22 protein-coding genes and 1 CRISPR repeat array are annotated in these 24,882 nt (G+C 62.1%); of the genes, 8 read left to right on the top strand and 14 right to left on the bottom strand.

Annotated elements, in window-relative coordinates:
• Positions 1 to 93 precede the first annotated feature (93 nt).
• From QXU72_08445 to QXU72_08405, 9 genes are all read right to left on the bottom strand, one after another.
• On the bottom strand, positions 94 to 702 hold the full coding sequence (locus tag QXU72_08445) for a prenyltransferase/squalene oxidase repeat-containing protein (GenBank protein ID MEM0495273.1): 609 nt from the start codon (positions 700 to 702) through the stop codon (positions 94 to 96).
• Positions 703 to 727: 25 nt separating this feature from the next.
• Positions 728 to 1,033 carry a hypothetical protein gene (locus QXU72_08440; GenBank protein ID MEM0495272.1) on the bottom strand — a complete coding sequence of 102 codons (306 nt, stop codon included), beginning with the start codon at positions 1,031 to 1,033 and terminating at the stop codon, positions 728 to 730.
• A 274-nt stretch (positions 1,034 to 1,307) separates the two neighbouring features.
• Entirely contained in the window at positions 1,308 to 1,943 is a 636-nt protein-coding gene (locus QXU72_08435; GenBank protein MEM0495271.1) for a hypothetical protein, read from the bottom strand.
• A 386-nt stretch (positions 1,944 to 2,329) separates the two neighbouring features.
• Positions 2,330 to 2,995 (bottom strand): CRISPR-associated endonuclease Cas3'', encoded by a 666-nt coding sequence (locus QXU72_08430; GenBank protein ID MEM0495270.1) that lies wholly within the window; start codon positions 2,993 to 2,995, stop codon positions 2,330 to 2,332.
• Positions 2,995 to 4,686 carry a CRISPR-associated helicase Cas3' gene (gene cas3 / locus QXU72_08425; GenBank protein ID MEM0495269.1) on the bottom strand — a complete coding sequence of 564 codons (1,692 nt, stop codon included), beginning with the start codon at positions 4,684 to 4,686 and terminating at the stop codon, positions 2,995 to 2,997. The genes QXU72_08430 and cas3 overlap by 1 nt, the downstream gene beginning before the upstream one ends.
• 144 nt (positions 4,687 to 4,830) lie before the next feature.
• Positions 4,831 to 6,156 carry a hypothetical protein gene (locus QXU72_08420; GenBank protein MEM0495268.1) on the bottom strand — a complete coding sequence of 442 codons (1,326 nt, stop codon included), beginning with the start codon at positions 6,154 to 6,156 and terminating at the stop codon, positions 4,831 to 4,833.
• Positions 6,149 to 6,967: a type I-A CRISPR-associated protein Cas5a gene (gene cas5a, locus QXU72_08415; GenBank protein MEM0495267.1), complete on the bottom strand. Its 819-nt coding sequence runs from the start codon at positions 6,965 to 6,967 to the stop codon at positions 6,149 to 6,151. Before cas5a ends, QXU72_08420 begins: the two co-directional genes overlap by 8 nt.
• Positions 6,968 to 6,982: 15 nt before the next feature.
• Positions 6,983 to 7,993, bottom strand: coding sequence for a type I-A CRISPR-associated protein Cas7/Csa2 (gene cas7a, locus QXU72_08410; protein MEM0495266.1), 1,011 nt, complete (start codon positions 7,991 to 7,993; stop codon positions 6,983 to 6,985).
• A gap of 12 nt (positions 7,994 to 8,005) precedes the next feature.
• Entirely contained in the window at positions 8,006 to 8,416 is a 411-nt protein-coding gene (locus QXU72_08405; GenBank protein ID MEM0495265.1) for a hypothetical protein, read from the bottom strand.
• Positions 8,417 to 8,497: 81 nt separating this feature from the next.
• Between QXU72_08405 and csa3 the strand changes: the two genes are divergently transcribed.
• The 7 genes from csa3 (at position 8,498) to QXU72_08370 (ending at position 20,035) form a co-directional block, all read left to right on the top strand.
• Complete coding sequence (gene csa3 / locus QXU72_08400) at positions 8,498 to 9,223, top strand: CRISPR-associated CARF protein Csa3 (protein ID MEM0495264.1); 726 nt, start codon at positions 8,498 to 8,500, stop codon at positions 9,221 to 9,223.
• Between the two features lie 122 nt (positions 9,224 to 9,345).
• Positions 9,346 to 14,990: direct repeats of the CRISPR family, unit length 25 nt; unit sequence GAATCAATCAAGAGATAATAGAAAG.
• 85 nt (positions 14,991 to 15,075) lie between these two features.
• Positions 15,076 to 15,201, top strand: a complete 126-nt coding sequence (locus tag QXU72_08395) for a hypothetical protein (protein ID MEM0495263.1) — start codon at positions 15,076 to 15,078, stop codon at positions 15,199 to 15,201.
• Between the two features lie 132 nt (positions 15,202 to 15,333).
• Entirely contained in the window at positions 15,334 to 15,588 is a 255-nt protein-coding gene (locus QXU72_08390; protein ID MEM0495262.1) for a hypothetical protein, read from the top strand.
• Positions 15,589 to 16,097: 509 nt separating this feature from the next.
• On the top strand, positions 16,098 to 16,691 hold the full coding sequence (locus QXU72_08385; protein ID MEM0495261.1) for a hypothetical protein: 594 nt from the start codon (positions 16,098 to 16,100) through the stop codon (positions 16,689 to 16,691).
• Positions 16,692 to 16,851: 160 nt separating this feature from the next.
• Positions 16,852 to 17,058 (top strand): hypothetical protein, encoded by a 207-nt coding sequence (locus tag QXU72_08380; GenBank protein MEM0495260.1) that lies wholly within the window; start codon positions 16,852 to 16,854, stop codon positions 17,056 to 17,058.
• Between the two features lie 212 nt (positions 17,059 to 17,270).
• The gene (locus QXU72_08375) at positions 17,271 to 18,638 is read left to right on the top strand and encodes a hypothetical protein (GenBank protein ID MEM0495259.1); all 1,368 of its coding nucleotides are present in this window, start codon (positions 17,271 to 17,273) and stop codon (positions 18,636 to 18,638) included.
• Positions 18,635 to 20,035: an ATP-binding protein gene (locus QXU72_08370; protein ID MEM0495258.1), complete on the top strand. Its 1,401-nt coding sequence runs from the start codon at positions 18,635 to 18,637 to the stop codon at positions 20,033 to 20,035. The genes QXU72_08375 and QXU72_08370 overlap by 4 nt, the downstream gene beginning before the upstream one ends.
• Here the strand turns inward: QXU72_08370 and cas4 are convergent.
• From cas4 to cas6, 5 genes are all read right to left on the bottom strand, one after another.
• Positions 19,999 to 20,547 carry a CRISPR-associated protein Cas4 gene (gene cas4, locus QXU72_08365; GenBank protein ID MEM0495257.1) on the bottom strand — a complete coding sequence of 183 codons (549 nt, stop codon included), beginning with the start codon at positions 20,545 to 20,547 and terminating at the stop codon, positions 19,999 to 20,001. The genes QXU72_08370 and cas4 overlap by 37 nt on opposite strands.
• A 13-nt stretch (positions 20,548 to 20,560) precedes the next feature.
• Positions 20,561 to 20,845, bottom strand: coding sequence for a CRISPR-associated endonuclease Cas2 (gene cas2 / locus QXU72_08360; protein MEM0495256.1), 285 nt, complete (start codon positions 20,843 to 20,845; stop codon positions 20,561 to 20,563).
• 1 nt (position 20,846) lies between these two features.
• The gene (gene cas1, locus QXU72_08355) at positions 20,847 to 21,812 is read right to left on the bottom strand and encodes a CRISPR-associated endonuclease Cas1 (GenBank protein ID MEM0495255.1); all 966 of its coding nucleotides are present in this window, start codon (positions 21,810 to 21,812) and stop codon (positions 20,847 to 20,849) included.
• On the bottom strand, positions 21,790 to 22,584 hold the full coding sequence (cas4a, locus tag QXU72_08350) for a type I-A CRISPR-associated protein Cas4/Csa1 (protein MEM0495254.1): 795 nt from the start codon (positions 22,582 to 22,584) through the stop codon (positions 21,790 to 21,792). The genes cas1 and cas4a overlap by 23 nt, the downstream gene beginning before the upstream one ends.
• A 225-nt stretch (positions 22,585 to 22,809) precedes the next feature.
• Complete coding sequence (gene cas6 / locus QXU72_08345; protein MEM0495253.1) at positions 22,810 to 23,670, bottom strand: CRISPR system precrRNA processing endoribonuclease RAMP protein Cas6; 861 nt, start codon at positions 23,668 to 23,670, stop codon at positions 22,810 to 22,812.
• Between the two features lie 199 nt (positions 23,671 to 23,869).
• Between cas6 and QXU72_08340 the strand changes: the two genes are divergently transcribed.
• Positions 23,870 to 24,736 (top strand): hypothetical protein, encoded by an 867-nt coding sequence (locus QXU72_08340; protein MEM0495252.1) that lies wholly within the window; start codon positions 23,870 to 23,872, stop codon positions 24,734 to 24,736.
• Positions 24,737 to 24,882: the final 146 nt, after the last annotated feature.

Raw genomic sequence — 24,882 nt, 5'->3', positions numbered from 1 at the left:
GCGCCTCCCGGCGCTTCTCGTCCAGCTCCTCGGCCTCTCCCCCGTTCCTAGCCCCTTCAAGCTCTCCACACTGCCTCCCGGTCGCCGCGGGTGCTAAAGGAGGCCTAAGAGCTCTAGCGAGCGTATAGCGTAGAACGTGTACTCTAGGCTTGACACGCCGTGCGTGGGTGCCCGGCGGAAGCCACCGTTCGCGTTCTGCAGGCTGGAGATGTACCTCGCATGGCTGCTGCTGTGCTTCGGCGCCGAGCCGAGCGCACGTAGGGTCTCCAGCCCGTAGTAGAGGTTTTCGACAAAGTAGTTTCTGGAGGAGGGTGAAGCGCTGAAGCCCCCGCTCTCGTTCTCGCACTCCAGAACCCACCGGGCTGTCTCCGGCATCGGGGCCAGCCGGCCTAGGGCTTTCAGGCCCTCGACAACCCAGTACGTCGACTCGAGTGCCGGCGCCGGGCTGCCGAAGCCCCCGCTGCTCCGCTGCTCAAGCAGCAGGGCTGCGACCTCGCCGGCGTAGCTTTCCGGGAGGCCGTCGAGGGTGACCAGCGCGAGCACTACCATCGAGAGCCTGTGCAGCCACGGGGTCACGTCGGCGGGTGTGAGGATGTAGGTAGCGTCCTTGGACCGGAGGACTCCCTTCTCGTTGAAGAGGGGCCGCCCCTCGAGGAGGATCCAGGCGCTGTCGCCGCGCTGCTCGAGGAGCGCTTCCAGCACTTTGAGGAGGAAGCGGCCCGCCCCCTCAGGGTCTCTGGGCTTCTCCCCCGAGGAGGCTTAAAGCCGTTACCGAGTAGTAAGCTACCTCGACGCTCCCGTAGCCTCCCGAGGGGTCTTGCAAGCGCTTCAAGAAGCTGATCGTCGACTCTAAGCCGGGAGGATCCACTTTCAGCGCAGAGAGCGTTGAAAGAGCATAGAACGTGTCTTCCGCCGACGACTCGAACATGTCCATGTACTGGAAGGAGAGGTAGCCTCCATCGCTCCCCCTCTTCGAAAGCACATAGCCAGCCACCCTGTTCAGGTCGACCAGCGCGAGCAAGCTCCTCGACATGCCCAGTCACCGGGACCCAGCAGGCTTACCGGGCGCCTCCGGGCCGCCCCCAGCCAGCGCTTCAGCAGGGGCCTCACGATATAAGTTTTCTACCGGGCACCGAGCCCCCGACAGCAGCTGGAAGATCCGTTCCGGCTCAAAGCCCAGGCCGAGCGGCCAGCTACCTCACAGACACCGAGAGCAGCGTAGAACGCCTCCACGATAAAAAACCGGTTTAAGGGACAGCACGGGTTCAGGCAGCCGGGGGCGCCCGCGAGCGGCGAAGCCCTAGCGGCTACTCCTCTACCTCCTCAGCGTCCACCGCAGAGCACCTCTCCGTTCCCCCGCGGCCCGGGCCCCCGCCCTCGAGGGTTAGAGCGGCCAGCCTCTCGACGATCGCCCGGCACGCTTCGTCGCCGGCCACGCTCTCGATCTGCAGCCACCCGATGAAGAAGTCCACGAGGAGGGAGAAGCAGTCCCCGTCGAACTTCAGCCTTCCCTCCCTCTCGTCGAGCGTCGTGCAGGGTGCACCCACGCCCCTCGAGTTGATCCACTCTTCGAGGCTCAGCCCGGTAGCCTCTCTAACCGCCCTCTCGAAGTCGCTGGGCGTCAGCTCCAGCAGCCTGAACAGGTTGCAGACAACCCCGTTCTCGGCGAAGTAGAGGAGGATGAGGGACAGGGTTCCCGCGTACCTCTCCACGTAGCAGCCAGCCAGGTGAACGAGCTCGTGGAGCAGAGTCAGCTCGTCAGGCGGATCCTCGCGGAACACGATACGCCTCTCCCCGACATCAACGCAGCCAGCCGCCCTCAACTCCGGGTCGAAGCCCACCTCGGCTTCGAGGAGCTCCTCCCCGCCCGGCAGGCACCTGACAGCCGCGTAAGTCAGGTGCTTCAAGTCGGGATACCTCTCCAGGTAGTCGCGCAGCCTCATCCTGCTCCCCCGTAACTCTGGGCAAGGAAGAGCAAGAAGGCTAGCGCGCGAGACACCCTTGAAGAACGAGAGCAGCCGCACCGGCCCCCAGCCAGCAGCAGGAAACCGGCGCCCCTCAGCCCCGGCAAGCTCCAAAGCAGTATATAAAGCTTTCGCTGCAGAAAGCCGGAGCGCAGGCAGCGCGAATCCTCAGAAGAGAGTGCTAGCGCTCACCCTGGGGGCTTGAGCAGAAAATGCTCGGAGACAGCAGAGAGAAGCGAAAGTCGACGAATCTCCCTCAGAAACCTGCGCCTCGCGCAGTTGAAGAGTGAAAAGGCGTCGCGGCTCTCCTCCCCACTCCAGAGCTCAGCGCCCGTTGCCTTCGCGCAGCAGAGGAGCGGAGGCCGCTACCGGCGGAGCAGCTCTACGAAGCGCTTCACCTCCCTCTTGTACAAGCTCTCCCTCTCTCCTTCCGCTACCGTGCCGGCGACGTACGTGTCGGCGACCATGACGAGGCCTGACAGCAGGCGGGCGCGAAGAGTACGCGCCGGCTGGCCGTACAGCTTCTCGAAAACCCTCTGCATGCTCGCGAGGCGCTCCTCGAGGTCTTCGACGCTGGCGGGCCACGCGGGGGCGGCGAAGCTGAGCCCGAGGGTGCTCAACCCCCTGCTCAGCGCCGCCTCGAGCTCCGCGGGCTCGGAGACCCTGCCCCTGAACCACCTCCTCAAGTCGCTCAGAGCCTCGTCAGCGGTCCTCATCGCCTGGTGGTGCCTCAGGATGGCTCCCACGACTTCGAAAGCCGCCTCCAGCTGCAGGCCGCACCCCCTCAGGGCATCGAAGGCGACGACAGCCGAGACGACCTCGTGGCCCGGGCTCCCCAGCTCGCGCCCCGTCCCGCAGCCCTCAGCTATCCTCCTCTGGGCCCCCGCGTCCGCCTTCCCGACGTCGTGGAGCAGCCCAGCCAGGTAGGCCTCCTGCTCGAGGTTCAGCTTGAGCCTCTCGGAGAGGAGCCGGGCCAGGCTGGCCACGTTCAGCAGGTGGTCCCCCAGCGGCTCACCGCAGCGGGCGAGCATCACGGCAACCCCACCTCCGGGTCGTACGCGCCCTCCCTAGCCTTCAGCCCGTAGAATTCCTCGCCGCTCCCCGCCAGCCGGTAGAGGGTCGCGAGGGGGCTGGCGAAGAGGCGCTGGAGGTCAACCCTCCTGTAGCTGCCGTCGCTGAAGACGGCTTTCGCCTCTCCATCTTCGAGCTCCAGCACTCTCCTCCCCTTCCCCCTCAGGTAGTCGAGAGAGACGGTCACAACACCCCGCTCGGTCACTATCGGGATGAGGGCACTGTCGCGGACGAGGGCGCCTTCCACCCACCTGTCGAGCTCCTTTAGGATCTTACACACGTTCTCGCTTAGGAGCCGGAGCCGGAGGAGGTCGTTGAGCGGGGTGTACAGGCTGTGGTCCACGCTGGGCGAGGCCTTCACCGCGGCCAGGAGGTCTACGAAGCAGGGCTTGCTCTCCGCGAACCGCCAGTCGAAGAAGCCCTCCCCGCTCAGCGCGCTCGACAAGTACTGGGCAGCAGCGCTGACGGATTCACTCGGGTAGACAGCTTCGGCCGAGCGGAGGCTCTCGTCCGAGACGTTGACGGTGACCAGCCCCCCGTCGCCGCAGCGCTCCTCCAGGTTCCTGTAGGCCCTGCCGGCCCGCTGGACCAGCGCCCCCGGAGCCGCGACCTCCGTCACCACGGCGTCGAAGTCGAAGTCCACCCCAGCTTCCAGAACCTGAGTGCTAACGACCAGAACCCTGCCCCCGCCCTTCAGCAGCAGCTCCACGCGGTCGATCTTCCCGCTCTTGTCAACCCCGGTGAAGCGGCCGTGGATGAGGATCACCTCGGCGTCGGCCCGGTCTCTCAGCCTCCTGTAGACCTCCACAGCCCTCGCTACCGTGTTGCAGAAGACCGCAACCCTTGGGTACTCCTCGAGAGCTTTGAGGGCGTCGTCCTCCAGGCTGCCCCTCGACACCCTCGTCCTCACGCGCCTCCTGTACTCCTCGTAGTGCTTCCCGAAATCGGGGTCGAGGCCGTGCTCCTCGACCGGGAGGCCGTAGCCCCTGTAGTACTCCAGGCCCCTCTCCCCGAGGCACAGGTGGATCCTGGCCTCCAAGCCCCTCAAGGCCTCCAAGAACCCCCCAACCACCGGGGCGGGGAGAGTCGCCGTCGCGAGGACAACGGGGCGCTGGAGGTGGCGGGAGAGAACCTCGATCTCGTGGCAGAGCACCGTGAAGACCTTGCACTCCTCCCTCGAGGCGTCGGCCTCGTCCGTGGCCATGACCAAGTGGGCCTCGTCGAAGAGCACGCCGCCGCCCGCCGCGGCCAGCAGCCCCACATCCCTGTGCGCGTACACCCTGCTCAGCTCGGCCACCGGGGCGGCGTAGAGCGAGAAGGAGAAGCTGTCGTAGGTCGTCACCACATACCGCGAGAACATGTAGGAGGACTTCCGGACCCGCTCCCCCTCCCCGGTCAGAACCTCGTCGATCGCCGCCTGGTACGAGACCTCCTCGAGCGGCACGCCGCGCTCCACAGCCTTGCTGGCAGCGTCGGAGACGATAGCTCGCAGAGGAAGCACGTGGACCACCCTGCCCCAGCGCTCCGACACCGCGCTCCAGGCGTGGTGGACCGAGCTCGTCTTCCCGTACCCGGTCGGGGCTATAAGGATCTGGACGGAGCCGCCCCTAGCCTCCAGGAGAGCTTCACCAACCCCTCTCCTCGCGTTCACCGCAACCACTCTCAAGCTGCCGGCAGACTCCCAGCCGAAGCCGGCGGAAGGCAGCCTCGGGCACCTCCGCTAGACAGCCGCAGCGGGCGAAGGCAGCCGGGGGCACCGCTCAGCGGCCCCGCCCCCGCGGCGTTCATCCTCAAATCACCTCAAGGTCTTCGCCACAGTCGCTACCAGCTCTGAAACCCCGTCGTAGATCTCCCTCGCCTCCCTGACCGCGTCCTCCTTCGAGACGCCTCTACGCTCCTGGATCCTGCTGGACAGGAGCCCGATGAAGCGGGCCCTCCACTCGCTGACCCTCATCGTCCTGAGCATGTCGTAGAGCGGCTCGCTCGGCGGGGAGTAGCCGGGCTCCGAGAGCGCCCTCATCAGGATCTTGAGCTTGGAGGCAAAGGCCTCGAGGTTCAGCTCCCTCGCGATAGCTGGGGCGCCCCGCTGGGTCGTCATCACGAAGCGGCCGAGCTCCGAGCAGGCCCTCGCTGCCGCGCGCGCAAGCCCGCCCACGTAGCTCTGGAGGGCGCGGTGCAGCACCTCGACCTCCCCCGCGGAGATGCTCGTCACGTAGGCTTCGGTGAACCTCCTGCCCACAGCCCTGATGCTCCTCAGCTTGATGCCGAAGCGTGCCGGTATCAGCGGGCTCGACAGAGTGCTGTACACGTGGAAGAGCAGGGACAGCCTGAAGAGCTCCTCGTCCTCGACGAACAAGCCGACCCTCCCGACGAACTCCTCAACAGCATCGGAGAATTCGCGGTAGTAGGCCATGCTCTCGTAGCGGAGCCCGTAGACAGGCTCGAAGCTGACGAACACGTACCTGCTCTCCTCCTGCGCGCGCTCGACAGTGGCCAGCGAAGCTCCGGCGGCAGCCAGAGAGAGGATCCACCACGCCGCGTCGCACCTGGCCTCGAAAGTGCCCTTGCTCAGCGAGCCCGAGGCCCTCTCGTCCCTGAGGCCGGAGAACCTGCCCCCCTCGTAGAGGCTCACGCTCCGCACGAGCGAGGGCAGCGGGTAGCCCTTCCCCCCAGCTGACCTCAGCTTGATCTCCACCTTGTCCTTGACGGCCACCTCCCAGTCGCTGCTGACACCGACCCGGCCCTTCCCGTACTGCACCGCGAAGCTCTTGACGAGCCCCGCAACCTGGTCGTACGTCTTCCCCTCAGCCAGCGGGAAGCCCAGCTCCCCGGCAACCTTACCGAGCTGCTGCGTGTCGCCGGCTATGCCCACCGTCACGATCATAGCCTTCAGCTGTGACAGCTGCGCTCCACCGCTCTCGACCACGTGGACTAGGCTGCCCCTGAACAGGTCCTCGTCCACGACCTCCACGCGGGCCTCCGCGAACCAGGGGGTCTGCAGGAACGTCACCCCCTCGACCGCGCCCGCCGCCTGCGCCACAGCCTTCGCCACCAGAGTGTTCACGAAGTCCGTCAGCACCGGCAGAGCGGGCCAGCGCAGCACCCAGGCCTGGCTACGCACGCACGACCCCCCTCGGCACCAGGACCACCTCGCCGGACGGGTCCTCGACGAGCGCAGCCTCGCCGGAGGGCTTCACGCTCGCCCAGCCCAGCGGGACGAGGAACTCCTCCCACTCCCCGACGCCGTGGACAGCACCGAGGAGGAAGTGCTCCCTCGTCGGGAGGCTCAAGACCTCCCTGGCGGGGCGGGCTCCGCCCTCCACGCTCCCGAGCCTCGCCGGGAAGTAGTAGCGGGTCTCCACGCTCCCACCACCCTCCCTCACCCTAGCCTCCCCCACCTCCACATCGACAACCGAGACGATGGACTCCTTGCTCCCGACGCTCTGGAGCGCGTAAGCCCACCTGGCCACCTCGCTGCCCTTCGCCAGGTAGAGGATGCTCGCCCTCATCGATGGAGCGTAAACCCTCCCGTGGGGCTGCACGCCGAAGAGCAGCGCCGAGCCGGGGTAGATGTTGTCCCTGCGCTGGTAGGGCGCGATCAAGGCCCTGATGATGTCCCTCGTCTCGACAATGCCGATCAGCGGGCTCACGAACCTCTCGTCGGTGAGCGCGAGGGAAGCCCAGAGAACCTTGTCGAGGACTCGGGCAGCCCCACTGTAGAGCCGGCTCGCAGAGCCCCGCGCAGGCTTAGCGCCCTGCCCCTCCTCGACCGCCTCCGGCCAGCCCTCGAGGCTGGCAGCAGCCCTCGCTAGAGCGCCGACGAGCGCTGTGGGCGGCGGTACGGCGAGCGCGGGCTGGGAAGCGGAGAAAAAGGGGCGCTTGACGGAGTAACCCCAGTGGAACTCGACAGCCACCTTGACGGCTACCAGCATGCTTCTCACTCGCCGCTACGCCAGCCCTAGCCCGCGCTTCACCCTCTCGAAGAGGTCGAGCACGTTCTCAGCCCTCTCGATGCCCTCCGGCAGGGCCTCCCCGAGGCCGAACAGCTTCACTCCGCCGCCGAAGAAGCGCTCGTAGCTGGCTCTCCTCCGCACGACGTCTACAGCGAAGCCAGGCGACGCGGGCGCGGACACGACGAACGGGGGCCTCCCGCTCACCGCGGCGATCACCGTCTCGTACTCGGTGACGGGGGTGAACCTGCTCAGCTTCGCTCCGAAGATCCTCGTGTCCAGCATCGCCGCGAGCGCGTCGACCGCCAAAGCGGCCCTGCGCTTCGCCTCCCCGGAGTCCACAGCGTCCTCCACCTTCAGCATGCTCGTCTTCCCGACACCCCCCAGGTCGATGTTGAAGGTCAGCGCGTAGACCGCCGAGCCCGTCTCAACGTAGTAGATCGCCTGGCCAGCCGCCTCCTGACCCTCCCTCGCCACCCTCGTCGGGCTGTGGCGCACGTGGAACTGGGGCTCGATCGAGACCGCCCCCCTCTCCAGGCTGTCGAGCGTGGGGACCATGTAGCTCACCTGGAACCTCGACGTCCTCTTCACGGGGCGCGCGCCGGGGAACAGGAAGCCGCCCACGTCCTCGACGACGCAGTTCGCCACAATAGCCTTCTCGACCTCGTGGGGGTCGTAAGCCTTCGAAACGGCCGCCTTCAGCGACTGCTCCCAGGGCTTCGAGCCGAACAGGTTGACGTCGCAGTGCTTCAGGAACTCACCCTTCTCGCAGTACTCGCAGAGCGGGGCGCTGGCCCCGTACCTCTGCTTCGCCAGCTCGGCGACCCACCACTGGTAAGCGTGGGCGATGCTCTCCCCGCTGACGACGGGCACGATCCTGACCACGTACTCGCCACCCCGTCTGAAGACCACCGTCGCCTTCCTGTGCCTCGTCACGTTGCCGACGCTCTCCACCATGTTGAGAGCCTCCACGTTGACGACCGCCCGGACACCAACGCTCAGGAACATGCCACCCACCCCCTAGCCGGCCCCACCCTCCCTCTTCGCCTCAACCCTCGCCATGGCCAGGATCGCCACCCTCCTCACCACCTCCAAGCCGGTGACCGGGTCGAGGTCGATCAGCCTCAGCAGGAGGTCCACGCTCTCCCTCTTCGCGGTGTAGGGCTTAACGTTCTCGTCGAGCGTCCGGCCCGCCCTGAACGCGCTCTCCGACTCCCTCAGCGCCTCGTACAGCGTCACCGAGACGACCTCCCTGCTCGCAGCGTAGGCGAGCCTGTCGGCGAAGGTGTAGCGCTCAGCCCACACAAACCTCCTAATCATGTCGGCGACGTCGCTCACAGCCTCGAGCACAACCCTCTCAGCCTCCCCCTCTCCAATGCCAAGAGACTCGGCGAGCGACCGCCTCACCCCAGGAGGAAGCAGGCCGGTCACAAGCGTGCGCCGCAGAACCGCCTAATAAGCGTTTCCAGCGCTAAGCAAACACTTATCAATGCAACTTGCACTGCAAACGCAATGACGCTCTTCGTCGTCACGCTCGGCTTCGAGGAGAAGTTCGCGGTGCGCATGATCACGAGGCACGGTCTCGACAAAGGGGACAGAATCCTCCTCGTCACCGGGCCCCAAGCAGCCCCCGCCAAGCGGGCGGCAAGCTTCCTCTCCGAGTTCGTCAGCAGGTACTACGGGGGCGAGGTAGCCGTCGAGAGAGTCGAGCTGAACCCGGAGGAAGGCTTCGAAAGCCTCGTGCTCGCCATCTACAGAGCAGTCTCCGAGAAGCTGAAGGAGGGCGAGAAAGCGGTCTTCAACCTCAGCGGCGGGATGAGGAGCATCTGCCTCGCAGCGTTCGCCGCGGCACAGCTCCTCTCAGCAACCAGCCGGGTCGAGGTCGAGCTGGAAACCGAGGACTCCACCACCCTGCTCAGCATCCCCCAACCCCTCCTCCAGCTCCCAAGGCTCGCGAAGCTCCTCTCCCCCGAGAAAGCCGCCATCCTCCTCTCCCTCAACCGCGAGAAAACCACCGCGCAGCTCGCCGAAGAGCTCCGCCGAGACGCCACCACCCTCTCAAGGCACCTGCGCACCCTCGCCGCCCTCCACCTCCTCGAGCAGAAGCACAGCAAGCCCTCCAAGTACAAAGCAACCCCCCTCGCAGCCCTCCTAGCGGAAACCCTCTCCCGCGGAACACAAGCCGAGAGGCAGGCTTATAAGCCGGGAAAAAACCCTGCGCACACTCCAAAACACTAGGAGGCAAGCCCAGAACACCCTCCCACCACCCCCTTTAAACCTAACCCCTGTTCACACAAGCCTGAAAATAGCCCAGAGAAAACGTGAAAAGGTATATAAGCCGCCACGCCAGCGACCACTCGGAATCAATCAAGAGATAATAGAAAGTGGCTGAAGGGCGTGCAGGCGGCCAATGAGGAAGAGTGGCGCACCCGCGGAATCAATCAAGAGATAATAGAAAGCCGCTGCGCCTCCAGCGTCCGCAGCCTCGTTGCCAGCTTCTCGCGCGAATCAATCAAGAGATAATAGAAAGCTCCGCGAGCGCGCGCTCAGCACAAGAACACTTTCGCGCACCCCCGAATCAATCAAGAGATAATAGAAAGCAGCGCGGAGCCCTCGCTGCCTCCCACACCGAAGAGCCACTGAGGAATCAATCAAGAGATAATAGAAAGGCTGCCCAGCGAGACCGCGCCCGGCTACTACAGCTTGGCCGTCGGAATCAATCAAGAGATAATAGAAAGTGCCAAGGGCGGGACGAGAGGTACTACTACCCGCGGCCTACCGCTGGCGTGAATCAATCAAGAGATAATAGAAAGCCTCGACCATCGCCCTTCACCAGGCGCGGGGTCAGAAGAATCAATCAAGAGATAATAGAAAGCAAAAACGGCAGGATAACGAAGGAGCAGTTCAGCGCCGAGATCGAATCAATCAAGAGATAATAGAAAGGTAGTTTTACTGCTTTAACTACTTTTTCGTTGCTCACTCTCTCCCAGAATCAATCAAGAGATAATAGAAAGGAGAGGTGGTTCGAAGAGCAGTGCGCGGAGGGCGACGTCGAGAATCAATCAAGAGATAATAGAAAGCCGCGAGCCGCTCGGCTCCGGGGCTGCAGACCACCCCCCTTTCACTACGAATCAATCAAGAGATAATAGAAAGCTGGAATGATTCTACAAGTGCAACAACCAAGGTGAGGATGACGCCGAATCAATCAAGAGATAATAGAAAGTTATTCTTTTTACCCCCCACCCCCTTATGTTCTCTTTCACTCTAGAATCAATCAAGAGATAATAGAAAGCAGCTACATCAAGGTCACGGTGCTCGAGATCAGGGAGATGAATCAATCAAGAGATAATAGAAAGCGTCGCGATCCGCCGCAGCTACGCCGCCAGAGTACCCGAGAATCAATCAAGAGATAATAGAAAGCCTCCCGACGAGGTCCCCCAGGCGCTGAACACCCAGCACTTTGAATCAATCAAGAGATAATAGAAAGCTCCCGAGCGAAGAAAGGGAAGGGGTGCGCTGGATATCCGAATCAATCAAGAGATAATAGAAAGCTCAATGCCTACGCGTTCCGCAGCCCAATCGGCTGGATCCTGATGGAATCAATCAAGAGATAATAGAAAGCTTCGTGTACGCTGTCAACCCGTCGCTGGCCAACACCCCCTCTGAATCAATCAAGAGATAATAGAAAGAAACCCAACCTGCAGTACCTCGCCACGAGCGAAAGGTGGTGCGGAATCAATCAAGAGATAATAGAAAGCCATAGAAAGCGCTTGTGGTCCTCCTCGGAGAAAGCCAACCGAATCAATCAAGAGATAATAGAAAGTTTGTTAGTAAGCGACGAGAACAGTAACGACGAAAAGCGTGAATCAATCAAGAGATAATAGAAAGTTAAGCCTTCCGGCTCCAGTGTTTTTGCGCACACGTCTTTTCCGCGGAATCAATCAAGAGATAATAGAAAGTCTCCCAGTGTTCTCTCTCCTGCTTTTCCTCTAGTTCTCTTTAGAATCAATCAAGAGATAATAGAAAGTACAGGCAGCCGCAGCTGCCCAGCGCGGCGCTCTGGCTCGGCGAATCAATCAAGAGATAATAGAAAGTTTTATTCTCTCGGCTATTTTAAATTTAAACTGGGGGAGGAATCAATCAAGAGATAATAGAAAGCTGCAGCTCAGCTGTCAGCAGGCCGCGCCTGACAACTTCAGGGTCTCTGGAATCAATCAAGAGATAATAGAAAGGCCACCTGGCTGAACATCATCTTCCTTCAGGATCGCTACGCGATCAGGAATCAATCAAGAGATAATAGAAAGAAGAGCGTTCACACGGATTTGGATTGACGCGGCTGCATGTTGAATGGAATCAATCAAGAGATAATAGAAAGTTGGTCAGCGCGACGCGGACACCTGCCGCTGTAAGAAAGAATCAATCAAGAGATAATAGAAAGACTTCTATCTCGCTCATGGCTCGATCCACCCCCCTTGCTCCCTGAATCAATCAAGAGATAATAGAAAGCCCTCACGATCGACCCGACCCGCAAAGCCATCGTCCCCGGAATCAATCAAGAGATAATAGAAAGCCAAAGCCTATCCACGAAACGCTTCTCAACCCCCATCCACTTGAATCAATCAAGAGATAATAGAAAGCTTCGCTATCGACGCGGCGTCGGCGCTCATCCTCTCCAGCGGAATCAATCAAGAGATAATAGAAAGCTTCATAGCGTACCCGCTCCAGAATGCCCCATCGTTGAGGAATCAATCAAGAGATAATAGAAAGATTTCCGCTTTGAAGCGCCACCCGCCCGCGCCGACACGGGGAATCAATCAAGAGATAATAGAAAGACGCTTTGTGCGCCCTCCAGGCCTGCACTACCTTCTTCAGGCGGAATCAATCAAGAGATAATAGAAAGTAACCCTCGCCTTGTCCTCCACCGTTCTTGCCCACGCCTTGAATCAATCAAGAGATAATAGAAAGCCGCAGCCGCGCCGGTGAGCGCGCCCGCCGCGATGAGCTTCTCGATGAATCAATCAAGAGATAATAGAAAGTACTACACCAGGTGCCCCCTCTGCTACCGCTACTTCGTGTCTCTTGAATCAATCAAGAGATAATAGAAAGTCCGCGGGAGGCTCAGCAGCCACAGCAGCCTGCTGCCCAGCCGAATCAATCAAGAGATAATAGAAAGCTACTATGACGCGGTCTACCACTTGGACGGCAGGAAGTGCTTGAATCAATCAAGAGATAATAGAAAGTGACTTGGGGAGCGGGGGCTAGCTGGTGGGGCTGAGCCAGGAATCAATCAAGAGATAATAGAAAGGGCTCTTCAGGCTCACATCAAGCCCCAGCTCCTCCAGGAGAATCAATCAAGAGATAATAGAAAGAAAAGCCCATCATCTCGCGGCAGGACCCTGTTGGAGGCGAAGAGAATCAATCAAGAGATAATAGAAAGTCACGCGTACGCCGTCAACCCCACATCGACGTCCGCGCCGAGCGGAATCAATCAAGAGATAATAGAAAGACCGTCGACCCTGCGCCGGGCACCTACACGGTGGAGCACGGGAAGGAATCAATCAAGAGATAATAGAAAGCCTCAGGATCGCCGAGCTGGGGCCCACCCTGGAGGCGCTGGCGGAGGGAATCAATCAAGAGATAATAGAAAGTCGGGTATCAGCCAGTATATCGCCACCAGCGCCAGCGGAATCAATCAAGAGATAATAGAAAGACCAGCGACGAGTTAAGGAAGGTTTTCGAGCAGATCGCCGGGAATCAATCAAGAGATAATAGAAAGAAGCCGAACCACCCCTCAGCCATGAACCTGTGGCTGTAGAAGAATCAATCAAGAGATAATAGAAAGTGCAGAACTCCTCCTCGCTGCGCGGCGCGCCCACCAGCACAAGAATCAATCAAGAGATAATAGAAAGCGTGAAGGGATCCTCGCCGGCCACGCGTCGGATCCGCTCCCTGTTGAATCAATCAAGAGATAATAGAAAGACCGCGGTGGGCATCCCGCTCGCCTTCGCCACGGTGGAGCTGGACGAATCAATCAAGAGATAATAGAAAGTGTAAAGAATGGTGTGGTGCATTTTGACGGGGTGGTGGCTGAATCAATCAAGAGATAATAGAAAGTTTCAGAACCCAAGTGCTGCCGTTCACTTCGACTTCTGGGAATCAATCAAGAGATAATAGAAAGGTTTGACCTTGGCCAACAGGCTGACCCACAGCTGTGGTGTTGCTGGAATCAATCAAGAGATAATAGAAAGCCGCGATCGTTATCTCGCTCCACCCGTACATCGAGAGCGGCTTCCGAATCAATCAAGAGATAATAGAAAGATACGCTCGTCTTTCCGGAAGGTGAGAAAAAGCCACCGCCGCGAATCAATCAAGAGATAATAGAAAGTTCCCTGTTCTGTACGCGGCCCCGCCACACGTAGCCGTGCGTCACGGAATCAATCAAGAGATAATAGAAAGATCGGGCTCGGTGAAGCGGGTTAATAGGTAATAGAAATAACGAGAATCAATCAAGAGATAATAGAAAGTGGCGAAGTAATCGAGCACCTTGCTGACAGTCAGGTTTCTGAATCAATCAAGAGATAATAGAAAGCTCACGCCTTTCAGGAGGAACGGTCAAGGTGGGTGAAACCACGCTGAAGAATCAATCAAGAGATAATAGAAAGGCTGCCTCCTCCGCCTCCTCTTTCAACCTCCTCGTTAAGACTAGAATCAATCAAGAGATAATAGAAAGTATTTCACCTGGTATGGTTACATAACAACCATAACTGGAATCAATCAAGAGATAATAGAAAGCTCCGCACCGAGGGCGGCCACGAGGACGAAGAGATTAGAATCAATCAAGAGATAATAGAAAGTTTCTAACAATTTGCAGCATTAAAACATAAACTCTCTCAGGAATCAATCAAGAGATAATAGAAAGCTGCTGCTGCAGAGGCTGGAGGGGTTGGAGCCTGGGGCTGAATCAATCAAGAGATAATAGAAAGTTTGATGAGCTGCTGGTAGCTACCCCAGTTCTGAACAACTTCTGAATCAATCAAGAGATAATAGAAAGTTTTGCACCCGCGACCCAGGCGCTCCTGACAATCCTGTCGAGAATCAATCAAGAGATAATAGAAAGCGTACAACCTCGAAATCTACAACGCGCAGCAGGCTCTCGTGCTTTCTATGAATCAATCAAGAGATAATAGAAAGTCAAGGAGCTCGCGGCACTTCTCCCTAACCCCCTCCTTGAATCAATCAAGAGATAATAGAAAGCGAGTACTTGAAGCCTAGCTATGTGAGGGAGTGGGATAGCCTTGTCGAATCAATCAAGAGATAATAGAAAGTCCCCGACCTTGAGGAAGAGGTTGACCCAGTCGCCGTCCGCAGTGGAATCAATCAAGAGATAATAGAAAGTCTCCACTCCACCCCACCTAAACGGGGGGCAAGCTGCGCCGAATCAATCAAGAGATAATAGAAAGCCTAAACCGCAGCGATGCGGTCAGAGAGGCGCTGAGAAAGCTGAGAATCAATCAAGAGATAATAGAAAGGGGGGTGGGGGGTGCCGCAGCCGCGCTCATTGATTAACATTTTGAATCAATCAAGAGATAATAGAAAGCGAACGCTGCGGAAGAAGTTCTACACGCTCCTCAACGCCTAGAATCAATCAAGAGATAATAGAAAGCTCGGGCGTGGTGCGGGTGGTGGTGCCGGGGCAGCCGTACGCCGAGAATCAATCAAGAGATAATAGAAAGCGGGGGCAGCGACTCGACGTAGCGGCGCCACAGGTAGCCGAATCAATCAAGAGATAATAGAAAGTTCAGCGAGAAGTACTGGCGCGACTACCCCGGCGGCAGCCTGCAGCGAATCAATCAAGAGATAATAGAAAGCCTGGTTTTCGGCAGGTGGGTGTACCAGCGGCGCAGCTTGTACGAATCAATCAAGAGATAATAGAAAGAAAAAGAACTTGGTACCTACACAGATTTAATTTTCCGGCTAGAAGAATCAATCAAGAGATAATAGAAAGGAGGGATAATAGAGAGGAGGTCCGGGGGGTCGGGCGCGAAGACGTGGCATGCTTACGTTGATGTCGCTGTGAGGGGTCTGTCTCTTTGAGGGGCGTGCTCGTGGATGTGGGGGTGGGCTACACGGTGCTGGACGGGGGGTTGCCGAGGAGGTGGGTGCGTGGCCTGCACCGTGCAAGGTTCGCTTGGAGCTCGGGGCGGCGGGGTGGTTGAGGCGGGCGTGTGCGCGGCTGTGGTGGGGGTTGGGGTCGGGTCCGCTGCTACGCTGGTCGCCTGCTTTGAAGGGGCTAGGAGTGTTCTCGGGGTGAGGGCTCTAGAGGACCCGGGGGGTTGGGGGTGGATCCTGTGGGCGGCAAGCTTGAGCGTGCTGGGCCAGCTGGCTCAGCGTACTTCTACCTCGAGAGCTGGCTCTGGGAGACGTGCGCGGGGATGGCAGCGTGGCTCTCCTTCTTCTCGCTCGGGGCTTTCGGAGAGCTCTCTGCGCCGGGTTCGCGCTCGCGGACGTGCTTCCTAGGTGGGTTGGGAGCTGGGCGGGTGCTGCGGACGTGTGCAGCGTCCAGGGAGGTGGCGGCCCCCGCTAAGGGGTCACTACGCCTCTGAGCCGGATCTCTGCGGGTTTCCGCGGAGTTCTCCTCTCTTCTGCCGCGCTACCTGCTGGGGAAGCTTCTCCCACTTCACCCGGTGGCCGGTGATCGCGGCTTTCTGGACTTCGTCCTGGGTTCTCGTAGCGCTCGGCCACCCCCAGGTTTCTCGACGGCTCTGCAGGGGCTTCCTCGCCAGGCTGGCAGCTGGGGACGGGAGCCGGGGGGCTTTAGAGCGGGGGTTTTGGAGCCTTGCACGGTGACGGCGGCTGAGGGTGAAGCGAGTGTGGACTCGCGCGCCTTTCGTTCGCTTGGAGCTGTCTAACGCGAACGCTGGGAGGCTCGGACGCCATCGGGATGGGGTCACAAGCGTAGAGGCGGGGGCGCTAACCCAGGAGGCGGGGTGCGGCGCTTGTTCACTGGTCTGCTCGAGCCGCGCCCGCTCTCCTCGGCCCCCTCCGGAGCCCGCCTTTCCAGCCTCCGCGTCTGACCTAGAAGCTTTTTACCCCACCCCAGCCTCTCTGCACGATGGTTGAGCTGGAGCGGGGGATCTTCAGGAGGGTTATACTGGATGTCGCGACTACCCTTCATAGTATCAAGATGCTTGAGAAGAAGGGTTTGGAGCTGCCGCTCCCCGAGGAGGCTAGCTTCCCTGACGGTAGGGTTGCTTACTTCATCCTCGCTGAAGCAGGCTTCCCCTACTTGGCGTACGCCTTGTTCAGCAACGATAAGCCGCGGGACGAGAAGGAGATAATTCTGCGGGAGATAAGAGACATCTGCACCAGCATAACTACGCTGCTGTACAAGAAGCCCCTCCGCTTCTACACCTTCTACTATGGTGTGTCTCTTCGCGACTACCTGGAGGACGAGATGCGGTGCTTCATCGAGTGGGCTGAGAAGCTGACGCTCGAGGAGGTAGAGGCGATGCTGGATAAGCTGGAGGAGCTTGAGAAGCAGCGGAGGCTCAAGCCCAGGATCGACTACCCCTCTGCTAAAGGGTGCCTCGAGAGCCTCAAGAACGTAGCCCTCCAGCTGCGCTGGCTCCTCGACGAGCGGACTGACTACCACGTCGCGCTAGCGATAGAAGTAGCGCCCAGGATCGACGAGCCCGGCGTGGATTGACGGGTGGGGGTTTCGGGTTGGCGCTGTGGGTGGGGTGGATCCTTGCGGGAAGTGGTGTTTGCTTTCCGGGGGTGGGGCCTGGCTGGCGGGAGGGTTGGGTGGGCTTTTCCGCTGCGCTCGGCTTTTTAACCTGCTCGTGGTTGGGAGTCTTGGAGGGGGGATGGCGCGGGGGAGGGGTGGGAGGGGCTGGTTCCTCTTCTTCTACGCGCTTGCTGGCTTGTTTTGCGCTCATGTTTCGCGGAGCTTGGAGCCTCTGCGCGCGAGGGGTGGTGTTGACGCGCTCATCGCTAACGTTTTCCTCGCCGCGGTTGTGGTGTCTGCGCTGGCCGCCGCCGTCTACTTGAGCGGCGCGCTCTCCGAGCGGTGAGCTGCTCTCCGGGCTGCTTGCTTCCTCCGCGAGGGGGTGCGGGCCCGGGGGGTTTCCGCGGGGGGCGGCGCCGCGCTCTCGCAGGGTGCTCCGCGGTGGTCGGGCTAGGGGGCGGTGGGCCCCCGGGTTCGGCTGCTGAGCTGCCGAAGGGTGGGCTGCGCGCTTGGGTGGCTGGGCTTTCACTTTCGGGGTTATCACTTCGGGTGGCTTAAATGGGGGTGTGGAAACTGGTTTCCTTGGTGGAAATGCCCAGCGGGTCTCTGGCCCACATCTCCAGGCTGGACGAGGCTCTCAGGGCTTGCGTGGAGCTGGCGGGGAGCCGGGGCTACGTGACGGCTTCCGAGCTGGCGGCCCGGATGGGGGTGGGGGAGAGGATGGCTCGGAACTACCTGGTGGACTTGCGGGAGGTGGGGGCTCTGGAGTACGTGGGGGGTGGGCGGTACGTGCTGACTGGCGCCGCGAGGGAGGGGTTGCTCGGCGCGGAGGTGTTCGGGGAGGGGTTGACGGTGGAGGGGGTTGCTTCGAGGGTTCTCTGGAGGGCTGAGGTCCTGGACTTCATGGTGGAGAGGGCTTACAGGCTGGTGAGGGCTGTTGAGGGGCTGGCCGACAGGGAGGGGTTGAGGAGGAGGCTGCTGGAGCTGAGCCCGCCGGAGGGCTTCGCGGGCGACAGGCTGGTGGCGAGCTCGAGGGAGGTTTCGGGGAGGCGGGTGGAGAGGCTCGCGGGGGAGGCTGGGGCGGCCCAGGTGGAGAGCTACGTGTTCATGAAGCTGATGCCGGTGACCGTGGTTTTCGTGTGCAGCGCGGCGGCTATCACCCGCCTGGACGAGTGGGGGAGGGTTTCCTCGCTTGAGCTGCGGAGGCGCCCCGACGCCAGGGACTTCAAGGGGGGTGAGCCCTTCGACGAGGGGCTGGCGGAGCTGGCGCTGGAGTACCCGGAGCTGCTGGTGGCCGGCAGGAGGATCGCGGCGAGGCTCCTGCTGGCCCGCTTGAGGCTCAGGAACGTGCTGGACGCTCTCGAGTCTGGGGTGGAGCTCGTGGTGAGCAAGGGGACGCTGCTCCCCCACGGCTTCCTCCTGCCAGGCAGCGAGCTGCTGAAGATGCTCCAGGGGGAGGTGGAGGAGCTCTTCCGGAGGGCTCAGGAGAGGGCGGCGGAGCTGGGCGTCCCGCTCGCCTCGATAACGGCGGAGCCGAGGGACTACCGGTTCTGCGAGGCTGTCGGGCGGGAGCTGGGCCTGCGCCTGCAGCGGGTGAGCGACGCTGTCCTCCTCACCTACCTCCTGGAGCCCTGGGAGTACACGGCGCCGATGGAGCTGAGGGAGGAGAGGGGGCGCAGGGTGGAGAACTGGTTTGAGTTCTACTGGAAGGTGGGCAGCAGGCTCTTGAAGGTGGAGTACGTGGCGCGGGAAGACCCTGTGGGCGCGCAGCGCGCGCTGATCGCCTCGCTGGCCCCCAACATGCAGGTAGGGGGCAGCCCGACGGGGGTCGCGGAGGCTGAGGTTGAGGCGCGGAGGCACTTGAGGTGGGTGAAGCTGAACTTCACCCTCGCTCTGAAGCGGGCTGCCGGGGGTGGGGGGAGTTGAAGGTTGGGCACGTGATCTCCAGGGTCGCCCCGACGCACGCGGGCTTCGAGTTCGAGCTCCTCGAGCCCGGGTCGGTCTCGGTGGGCGACTACGTCGAGGTTCCCGTGGAGGAGGGGGCGCTGCTCGCCAGGGTGGCGCGGGTCAGCGCTGAGAACCCTCTCCTCTCGGAGCCGGGGATCTTGAGGGAGCACGGCGCTTTCGGCTTGAAGCTCCCCAGCGCGGCGGCTCTCGAGCTGTCCGAGACGCACATCGCTCGCGCCGAGGCCGCCGGCGTGGTGGGCGAGGGGGGTGTGCTCCCGCCCCTGAGACCTCCGGCTCCAGGGTCGCCGGTGTTCAAGGCTTCGGGGCCCGCCCTCTCGAAGCTGCTGGGGTTCGCCGAGGAGGGCGTGAGGCTGGGGCGCGTGTGGAGGAGCGGCGTGGAGGTCGTGCTGGACCCTTCGAAGCTGCTGAGGCACCACGTTGCCGTGCTGGGCGCGACGGGCTCGGGGAAGTCGTACGCGTGCGGGGTGATCGCGGAGGAGGCGCTGGAGCTCGGCGTGTCGGTGGTGGTGGTAGACCCTCACGGGGAGTACTCGACGCTCGGGGAGCGCTACCCGACGAGGGTGGTGAGGGCTGATAGGCTCGCTGTGGAGGCCGGGCTGGTCTCGCCGGAGGCGGTGGCTGAGGCTGCCGAGATGACGGAGGTTCAGAGGGACCTCCTCTACCTCGCCTGGCAGGAGGCGGAGGGGCCGGGGATCGACGACATCCTCGAGGCGGTGAGGAGGGTTGCCGCCGCGTACCGGTTCAGGCGCGAGACGGTGATCGCGCTGGAGCGGAGGCTCAGGATGCTGAAGACGTACGGGGTTTTCTCGGGTGGTGACGTGCCGCTCTACATCTCGGAGGGTGAGTGCACGGTCGTCGACGTGGGGCTGGGCCTACCATCCCACGTGACGAGGGCTCTCGTAGGAGCGATCGTGTGGACGCTCTTCGAGGCGAGGAAGGCTGGCGAGGCCCCGCCGCTCGTCCTGGTGGTGGACGAGGCGCACCGGTTCCTGCCCATCGAGGAGGAGAGCTTCGCGAAGACTGCGCTGAGGACGGTGGCGCGCGAGGGGAGGAAGTTCGCCGCGAGCCTAGTCGTCGCGAGCCAGCGCGCCGTGGGACTGGACAGGGACGTGCTGAGCCAGTGCGGGACCAAGATCGCGCTCCGCATGGACAGCCCGACGGACATCGCTGCCCTCAAGCCCGTTCTCGGAAGCTACGCGAGAGTCCTCCCCCACCTCCCGACCGGCGTGGCTCTCGTCTCGGGCGTGGCCGTGCGGTACCCTGTCCTCGTCGAGGTGCGCGAGAGGAGGACGAGGCACGGCGGCGAGGGTGTGGGGCTTCAGCCCCGGCCGAGAGCGGAGCAGAGCTCGGCGTAAGCGCAGTACCCGCACTTCGGCCCACGCAGGGGTGCGGGCGCCCTCCCCTGCTCCACGACCGCCCTGAGCCCGGAGGCGAGGGACTCGACGTACCGCCTCAGCGCGGGGGTTACCTTCTCGAGCACAGCGCCCTCGCGGCCCAGGACCACGACCCCGTCGAGGGTTAGGTGGAGAGTCTCTTCGGCGCACATCCCGTAGGCTACGGCCTGGGCGAGGAAGTGGCGGAGCCTGCCTCTGAGCGCCTTCCTCGAGACGGGGGTGAGGGCTTTCACCTCTACTACCCGCACAAGCTTCCCGTTGACCAGCAGGGCGTCCGCGTAGCCCCACAGGCAGAGCCTCCGGCTCGCTACCCGGACGTTCGTAGCGACCCTCCACCCCTGCGCCTCCAGCCCAGCGAGGGGGTCTCCCAGCGCTAGCGCCGCTCTCATGGACTCGGTCACGTAGCTTCTCTGGACGGAGAGCTGCAGGTAGGCGTAGCGCGGGCAGTACGCGTACTCCTTGAGGAGCCTCACCGGGAGTGGCTCGCTACAGGGCTGCGTAGGGCCTCACCGCCTCCAGCGGCGCCATCGGGGTCCCCAGGACCAGCGCTCTCTTCAGGCTGATGCTAGGCACGGCGAGCACGATCACCGAGTCGGTCGCGGGCTCGATGAGGGGCTGCACCGCCCTGGCAGCGTCCTTCGCTCTCGCAACTCCGCCGACGCCGACGAACGCGCTCCTTTGCACTCTCGTGAGGCCGAGCAGCTTCAGCTTCCTGGCCACGCGCTCCCTGGCGGAGTCGTCGGAGATATCGTAGATGACAACTAGCCTCAAGCTACCACCTCACCCTGTAGGCGGGGTAGACCGGCTCCGAGCCCCTCAGGAAGGAGGCGAGCTGCGCCGCCTTGCGCAGGATGATCGCGTCGAGCTCAGCCTTCGAGGACCCGTCCCCGTGGGGCTTGGACAGCGCTGCGAGCACCGCCTGAGCCACCGCCCTCCGCGACTCACGCGAGAGCACTCCGTTCACGACCTCGAGCCTCGCGCCCGCGAAGATGAGGGGCTTGTCCACCGCAACGGGCCGGAACTGCTCCGCGAAGTCGTAGACCAGCGACTGGCTGCCGCTCCTCGGCACGTGCATGAAGCCGCCGTAGGGGTCGAGGCCGACGAGGAGGAGGGCCCGCTCGCACCTGTGGTAGAGGATGGCGTAGCCGTAGTTCAGCGCGAGGTTGAACGGGTCGCTCGCCATAGGGTCCCTCCCCTCGAACCCCAGCTCTGGGGGTAGAAGCTTCGCGACAGCTTGCCAGTAGATCCTCGCGGCCTTCGCCTCCAGCTCCATGAGCTTTGCCGCGTCCGGCTTGCAGGCCCTCACCTCGTCGGCGATCACCGCGATCCTCTCGGCTTCCAGCGCGGGCCACTCCTCCCTCCTGGACTTCGCCGCGTACCTCAGCACCGCTGCCTGGTTCCTCACTTTTGCTTCGACTATGCTCTTCACCGCTTCGAGCCCTCTCCCGTCGAGCATGGCTCTGTACTGCGCTACGCGGGTCGCTACAGTCTTGTTGATCACGCACGGGTAGAGTCTGGCCACCGGGTCCCCTCTGTGCCCCAGCACGACCAGGTCCACACCCTGCTGCGCCATCAGCGAGAGGGCGGCGCTCGTCACCTGCGCTGCGCGAGTCGCGAGCACTAGAGAGTCGTAGAGCGCAGGGCTCACTTCAACCCTCTCGCCGTCCGCTGTTCTGACCTCCACGACCCCCTTCCTAGCGTACACCCTGCACGGCTTAGACACGAACAAGGCCCTCAAAGCAGACACCCCTCCACGCGCAAAGCTGGGGGCAGCGCTCCGCCCTCCCGGGATCCTCCCCCCGCTCCACGATGCCCGCGAGGTCGTCCCTCAGCTCTAGCGCTCTGCGCCTAAGCTCGTCGTCCACTATCACCACGCGCCAGGAGACCGACCCGCTCCACTGGAAGCTCACCACGATGCCGAAGTTCACGGGCGTGAAGGTGCTAGCCTCGAGAGCCATCGCGTAGGCCGCCACCCCGACGTCCTTCCTCTCCCCATCCCCGAGCACGAAGTCCAGAGGTATCACCCCTACGACCAGGTCCGGCTTCACCACGCCCGAGAGCCCTATCGGGCTGCCGGGCAGCTCCGGCTCAACTGCGAGGGGAAGGCGCCTCCCACTGTACAGCCAGGCTGAGGCCAGCGACGCGCCGAGGTCGAAGCACTCGGCAGCCCTGGCTCTCAGCTCACTGCTCAAGCCCCGCAGCAGCTTCGCCTTAGCGTGGGCGAGCGACTCGACAACGCGCCCTCTCCTCAACGCGACACGGAAGGGTTCCAGGAAGGCTGAGTGGAGCTGGGCGCCTGCCTTCATGGCGCGATCGTCGGGAGGCTTCGCCCTCAGAACTCTCGAAAGGTAGACGTCCCTCTTGGTGGGGCACGGGGAGCTGAGCTCCGAGGCCGTCGGCATGAAGGAATGCCTCGGCCCCACAAGCTCCGCCCTCCACCCCCTGAGCTCCGCTATCAGGTCTCCCGCCGCCAGCGCACGCACTTTCTCCCAGATGCTGTCTGGAAACATACTTCTAAAAAGAAATGCATTTCCCGTATATATACATTTCTACCCCGGCTTCCACTCGAAGTGTTAACCGAAGCCTTCAGGGTCGCTACCCGGAAGAGCTCGAGGAGCTCGAGCGCCGCACCCCCCTCCCACGCCAGGCTCCGGAGCGGTGACGGACACCTGTCCTGCTGCTCCTGTAGGCTGGCTGGAGCCGCTCGGGCGGGGTCTCCGCGGCCGGGCGAGGGCCTAGGTGCCGCGGGGCTCGGCGGGCTGGGGGGCGGCTGGGGGCCCGGCTACCTTGAACCTGCCGAAGCCGATCGAGGTGGATACTCCCACGCCGAGCCGCTCCGCAAGCTTGAGGGCTGCGAGGAGTAGTGGTAGATCCTCGCTTCCCCTCATCACTAGGGTTGCCTCGCCCATGAAGGCCGGCACGATCCTCCCCTCGCCGATGTCGACGTAGACTCGCTTGACGCGCGGCGTCCCGGCGATCTCGACGGATTTGTGTACGCGCTCCGCCGCGGTCTTCGTGTCCACGCCCGAGAGGGCTGCGTACTTCTTCAGCGCGCTGAGCATGATCCTGACTGGTGAGGGGTAGAGGACGTCGTAGCCGTAGAACTGGACGCAGGTGGGCGCGGTGAACACCAGCCTCTCCACCACGACTCTGGATGGAGGGGGGCTGGGCTTCGGGATCTCCACCTGCTCGAAGGAGATCTCGACGAGCTCGAGCCGGGTGGCTGGCTCGTCGAGCATGGGCTCGCTGGCGAGCGCCTCCAGGAAGGTCCTCGAGAGAGCTTCGTCAAGGAAGTGGTAGCGGAACGTGAGCCGCTGCCCAGCCTCCACCGTTCTCCACCCGAGCTGGGGGTGGGGCTCTCCCTTCAGGTTCACGTAGAAGCCTGAGAGTAGGTACTCTCCATCCACCAGGAGGGGCTCGGCGGTGAAAGGCTTCCTCTCCTTCTTCCCGAACTCGATGCCCCTCCTCTTCAGCACGTCGTAGAGCACTCGGACGGCGAAGCTGCCGCTCCAAGCTGTGACGATGAACCGCTCGAGCGGCACGAGCTCGACCGTGAAGGTGTAGACCGAGGCGGGCACCAGGTATACTCGCGGCAACACCCTAAAACGTTAACCGCCGGGCCTCGGCTGGGTTTCAGCTGGCTCCTGCCTGCGCGGGGCGTTCCCCGCCCGGCGGGCTCTACCCTCGCGGCCTCCAGCTGGGCTGCGGGCTCCGCTGGGCGCTCGACTCCTGGGGCTCGGCCCCGGCTGCCGGGCGGGGCGAAAAGCGTATCTACTGGGCCTGCGCCGCTTTCTCGTGGCTGAGCAGCTGCTCTCCGTGGCGGTCGACAAGGCGGTTGAAGCTGTTTGGAGGAAGCTGGAGAAGGGTGAGCGGCTGAAGGTTGAGGACCTGGTCGTCTTGATGATTGCGACGGTGAGGGATACTCAGAGCGAGCTGGGAAAGCTGAGGGAGTCTGTTGACCGCGCGGTCGCGAACATCCACTTGAGAGTCGACAGGCTGAGCGAGAAGATTGACACGGTGGCGGCGGAGCTCGGCGCCAGAATCTCTGAGACAAACAAGAGGATCGATGCCGTGGCGGCGGAGCTCAACAAGAGAATAGACGAGACGAACAAGAGGATCGACGAGACGAATAAAAGAGTTGACGCCATGGCAGCCGAGCTCAGCGCCAGGATATCCGAGACAAACAAGAGAATAGACGCTGTGGCAGCCGAGCTCGGCAAGAGGATCGACGAGGCGAACAAGAGAATAGACACCGTGGCGGCGGAGCTCGGCACCAGGATATCCGAGACAAACAAGAGAATAGATGCCATGGCAGCCGAGCTCAGCGCCAGGATCTCTGAGACAAACAAGAGGATAGATGAAACAAACAAGAGAATAGACGCTGCGATAGCGGAGCTGGGCGCCAGGATATCCGAGACAAACAAGAGAATAGACGAGACGAATAAAAGAGTCGACGCCATGGCAGCCGAGCTCAGCGCCAGGATCTCTGAGACAAACAAGAGGATAGATGAAATGAGCAAGAGGATCGACGGTGTATACGTAGTTATAGGCGATCTGCAAAAGACTCTGGCAGGTATGCAGAGCACCATGCTTGAGATGCTGAAAACGCTCACGGAGCTTCATCGAGACGTAGCCGAGCTGAAGAGAGCGGTTTTGAAGTAGGATCCTTGGAGCGCGCCAGCCCTCACCAGGCAACAGCTCTCTCCTCGAAGCCGGCCGGAGAGCCCTCTCGGCTTTTAAAGCCTCGACGCCAGCAGCCCGGAGACACTCGGTGCAGCGCAACTGGCGCGTGGCCCTCGCCTGATAGG

Source organism: Thermofilum sp., from assembly GCA_038741495.1.
Taxonomy (GTDB): Archaea; Thermoproteota; Thermoprotei; order Thermofilales; family Thermofilaceae; genus Thermofilum.
The sequence above is the reverse complement of the archived record's forward strand: the minus strand, read 5'-3'. Positions and strand labels throughout refer to the sequence as shown.